2 protein-coding genes are annotated in these 4,489 nt (G+C 43.5%); both read left to right on the forward strand.

What is annotated here, in order from left to right:
* The coding region (locus ACESK1_RS12215) for an efflux RND transporter periplasmic adaptor subunit (protein ID WP_372920459.1) at positions 1-729 on the forward strand (729 nt) is incomplete at its 5' end.
* Positions 730-747: 18 nt separating this feature from the next.
* Positions 748-3,828 (forward strand): efflux RND transporter permease subunit, encoded by a 3,081-nt coding sequence (locus ACESK1_RS12220; RefSeq protein WP_372920460.1) that lies wholly within the window; start codon positions 748-750, stop codon positions 3,826-3,828.
* Positions 3,829-4,489 lie beyond the last annotated feature (661 nt).

Genomic DNA, 4,489 nt, shown 5'->3' on the forward strand with positions numbered 1-4,489 from the left:
GCCAAAGCTGAGTATGAACGGAAAAAAGAACTCTACGAAGACAGGATTGTACCTAAATCTGAATTTGAAAGAGTGGAGAGTGATTTTCGGGTAGCTGAAGCGAATTATCAGGCCTTAGCCTCTAATTACGGAGCGGGCGGAAAACAGATTCGAGCGCCTTTTGACGGTTTTATCAAAGCTATCAATACCTCTAACGGAAATTATGTAGAGCAGGGTGCCAATCTTATTTCAGTGGGTACGCATCAATCCCGACTTCTAAGAACGCAATTAAGTGCCTCTTACAACCCGAGCAAGGAATCTATCGCAAAGGTTTGGTACAGAAATGACAGTGGGGACTGGAATGAATTAGAAGGAGCTTCAGTGGTATCGGTTGGTAAGGAAGTGGAAGATAGTAAACCAATGATCCCTGTTTACCTCAGCGTTGAGGATGTCGTTGAAATGCCCGAGGGTAGTTTTACCGAGGTTCAGATCGCCCTGGGTACAGCTGAAGAAGGGATTACTGTACCTGAAGCTGCGTTGCTTGAAGATTACGGGAATTATTCTGTGATCGTGCAAACCAGTGGGGAAAGCTTTGGGCGAAGGCCAGTTCGAATAGGAAAACGAAATGGAAAAAGCGCACAGGTTCTTGCCGGGCTTCAAGTTGGAGAAGTTGTGGTGACTACCGGTAATTACCAGGTGAAGATGGCATCAATGTCTGGGGAAACACCCGGCCACGGGCACGAACATTAATCCAGAAACAGAAATTAGATGTTAAATAAAATATTATCAATTTCGCTCCATAACCGACTTTTGGTGCTATTGGCAGCGGTGGTGCTTAGTGTTACCGGGTTTTACTTCGCACGTACTATGAACGTGGACGTATTTCCCGACCTTACTGCACCTACTGTGACCATACTTACTGAAGCCCACGGAATGGAGTCGGAAGAGGTAGAAAAACTAGTGACCTACCAGCTCGAAACCGCGATGAATGGTTCCCCGAATGTAAGAAGGATTCGTTCTTCTTCAGCCGCAGGAATTTCTATCGTTTGGGTGGAATTCGACTGGGGGACCGATATTTACAAGGCAAGACAGATTGTAAGTGAGCGTATTCCAATGGTTCGCGAGAACCTGCCGGATGGCGTAGGAGCACCTACAATGGCACCTATTTCTTCAATTATGGGGGAAGTAATGTTGCTGGGAGTGACATCAGACAGTCTGAGCCCGATGGAACTAAGAACCTTATCAGACTGGCAGATCCGTCCGCGGATAAAGGCCATTGGAGGGATCGCCAATGTAGTTGTGATAGGTGGCGATTACAAACAATACCAGGTTTTCGCCGATCCCGGTAAAATGAAATATTACAACGTAAGTCTGGCTGAACTGACTGAAAAGGTGAAGGAGGCGAACACCAACGCTCCGGGTGGTTTTTTAAATCAGTACGGAAATCAATATATCATAAAAGGTAGCGGAAGAGCTTATGCGGTAGAAGACCTGGAGGAAGCCGTGGTGAAACAGGTGAATGGCCAGAGCATCAAGATTAAAGATGTAGCGAATGTGAAAATAGGTGCTGCCGACAAGATCGGGGATGGTTCCCTCAATGGAAATCCCGCAGTTATTCTCACCATCGCAAAACAGCCCGATGTAAATACCCTGGAGCTCACAGAACGCCTGGATGAAGCCATCGCCGAACTGGAAACCAGTTTGCCCAAAAGCGTGGAGATCAAAAGTCAGATCTTCCGTCAGGCAGATTTCATTGACGCTTCCATTAGTAATCTGAATATGACCCTGCTTGAAGGAGCCTTTTTTGTGGTCATCGTATTGTTCATTTTTCTAATGAACTGGCGAACCACTTTTATTTCATTGCTGGCCATCCCAATTTCCTTACTGGTATCCATCATTGTTTTAAAATGGTTGGGTTACACCATAAATACGATGAGCCTGGGAGGAATGGCCATTGCCATTGGTGCACTGGTGGATGATGCCATTATCGATGTGGAAAATGTCTATAAACGCCTGCGAGAGAATATTCGTAAACCCAAAGCTGAAAGACAACCTGTTATTAGGGTGGTAAGGGATGCTTCGGTGGAAATAAGAAGTTCAATCATCATTGCTACCCTTATAATCATCGTATCCTTTATACCGCTGTTTTTCCTTGGCGGAATGGAAGGTCGATTGCTGAAACCTCTCGGTATTGCCTTTATTACTTCAGTTTTAACTTCATTAGTGGTGGCAGTAACTGTTACTCCGGTATTATGCTCTTATCTTCTGAAAGATGAAAAAATGCTGAAGAAGCAGTCTGAAGGAACCCGGGTGGAGAGGTGGTTACAACAGCGCTACGCAGCAACTCTGAATCGGGCACTGAAGATCCCAAAAACGATAATTGGAGTGACTGTAATTGCTTTCCTGTTAAGCATCGCCATTTTTACTCAATTGGGAAGAAGTTTCCTTCCGGAGTTCAATGAGGGGTCCCTGGTGATCAGCGTGGTTGGTCCGCCTGCAATGTCGCTTGAAGAAAGCAATAAGACCGGAAGACAGGTAGAGCAGCTATTACTCGAGATGCCCGAAGTAGATGTGGTTACCCGAAGAACAGGGAGAGCAGAACTCGATGAGCACGCCCAGGGCGTGAATGCCGCCGAGATCGATGTGCCTTTTACTTTAGAAGATAAATCCAAAGAAGAATTCTTTGAAGAGGTAAGGGAAAAACTCAGCATTGTGCCCGGGGTGAATATAACACTGGGACAGCCAATCGCTCACCGAATAGACCATATGCTTTCCGGAACCAGGGCAAATATTGCGATCAAGATCTTTGGACCCGATCTGCAACAGCTTTATGAAATAGGTAAAAGTGTTGAAGAAAATATCACACCAATCAACGGTCTTGCTGATGTTGCCGTAGATCAACAGATCGAAGTGCCGCAGCTCAAGATCACGCCTAGACGCCAGATATTATCGGCTTATGGAATGAGTGTTGGGCAACTTATGGAACAGGTGGATATCGCCTTTGCCGGTCACGAGGTAGGTGAGATCTATGAAGGGCAGCAGTATTTTGATCTTGTAGTTCGATACGGAGAGAATTTCAGGAATAGCATAGAGAATATTAGAACTGCTTTGATTGGATTGCCCAACGGTTCCCAGGTGCCATTGGAACAGCTCGCCACAGTTTCCTCGGTAAGTAGTCCCAATACTATTAGCCGGGAAGATGTGCAGCGAAAAATCGTTGTGGCTGCTAATGTACAGGGACGTGATCTGAGAAGCGCTGTGGAAGAAATCCGGGAAACTGTGAATACTTCGGTAAATATGCCGGAAGGTTACCGGGTGGAATATGGCGGACAGTTTGAGAGCGAATCAAGAGCCTCTCAAATGCTTTTGCTTACTGCGATTGTTGCCGTTATGGTAATTTTCCTGTTGTTGTATTTTGAATTCAAAAACGTAAAACTTGCGTTCATCGTCCTTATCAACCTGCCCCTGGCACTCATTGGCGGGATTCTTATCGTGTACTTTACTTCCGGAATCGTAAGTATTGCTTCCACGATAGGTTTCATTAGTTTATTCGGGATTGCAACCCGTAATGGAATCCTGTTGGTATCAAGGTTCGAAGACCTGAGAAATGAAGGATTAAGAGGCTTTGAACTTATAAAAACCGGAGCACTCGACCGGTTAAACCCGATATTGATGACGGCTTTCACCACAGGTCTGGCACTTATTCCGCTTGCTTTAAAGGGTGGTGAACCAGGAAGTGAAATCCAAAGCCCTATGGCTGTGGTAATACTTGGTGGGTTGCTATCGGCAACCATTTTGAATCTCGTTGTAATACCTTGTGTTTATGAGCTGGCAACGAAAAAGGAGTAATATTTAATTGTATCTAAAAAAATCCCGCCTTGTTTGCGGGATTTTTTATTTAAAGTATGAGAGCGAGCCCTGTTAACTAATTCTCATGTTTTTAAACTTCCCTCTTTTGTGTAATCCTTAATTAAGAAAACAAGAAAAAACTTAAATAAGGTTAGGGTGTAATAAAAATTTAATACAAAAACCTAATTAACGAATCTTCTAATTAAAATTCTATCGACTCTTTATAAACCCAATAAGGAACCTTCTGAAATTGCGTAAAAAGGTAGGTTTTATAGTTCTTGAATCCAGGCGGACGGCGGTGCGAAGCGAGAGAGCCGTCTCGCCGGGGGAGGTTTAAGTTTGATGCCTTACTAAATGAGATCGGTATTGGAGGCGTTTAATACTTGGAAAATAGAAAGGAGCTATTGCAATGGAACTTTTCAATTTTATTCATTTGCTATAATTATTTTCTATTCAGCTTATCCTTTCTATAAATAAGAGTTCAATACCATTCATCAGGTAGGAAATAATCTAATATTGATTGCTTGTAAATAGCCGGTTTTACATTAATAATTAATAATTTAGAATCAGGAAACTTAAAACAAAGTTGACAAATAAAACTGTCAAATAACGCTAATTACGTTTGACCTTATTAATACCAATAAGGCGAAGAAAAGTCTGT

The sequence above is a fragment of the Salegentibacter sp. genome (assembly GCF_041642575.1).
Lineage (GTDB): Bacteria > Bacteroidota > Bacteroidia > Flavobacteriales > Flavobacteriaceae > Salegentibacter.